Genomic DNA, 246 nt, shown 5'->3' with positions numbered 1-246 from the left:
GATCGGGGTCAACCGGCCCAGTCTGGCCTGCCGGCGGCACCGGTGGTAGGTCCGCTCGATCCACGTCACGATCGCGATTCGCAAGTCCTCTTGGGTTGCCCAAGTGCGGCGGTTGAGAACGTTCTTCAGCTTGTTGCAGAAAAACGTGCTCGACCGGCAGTCCTGGGCGAGCCGACAGGAGTTGCGCCTCGCGATCGTTTCATGGATCGAGGGGAAGTATCACCGCAAGCGACGGCAACGCAGCTT

The 246-nt window shown here is 62.2% G+C and carries 2 pseudogenes; one reads left to right on the top strand and one right to left on the bottom strand.

The features are described from left to right. Positions 1-126 (bottom strand): annotated as a pseudogene (locus tag ACTJJW_RS14775) (IS3 family transposase); the annotation flags it as partial. On the opposite strand from ACTJJW_RS14775, the pseudogene ACTJJW_RS14770 reads away from it, so the two are divergent. Beyond that, positions 113-246 (top strand): annotated as a pseudogene (locus ACTJJW_RS14770) (IS3-like element ISAar45 family transposase); the annotation flags it as partial. The pseudogenes ACTJJW_RS14775 and ACTJJW_RS14770 overlap by 14 nt on opposite strands.

The sequence above is a fragment of the Rhodoglobus galactosidasius genome, from assembly GCF_054957775.1.
Note: the sequence above shows the minus strand (reverse complement) of the source record. Positions and strands in the feature narration are given on the sequence as shown.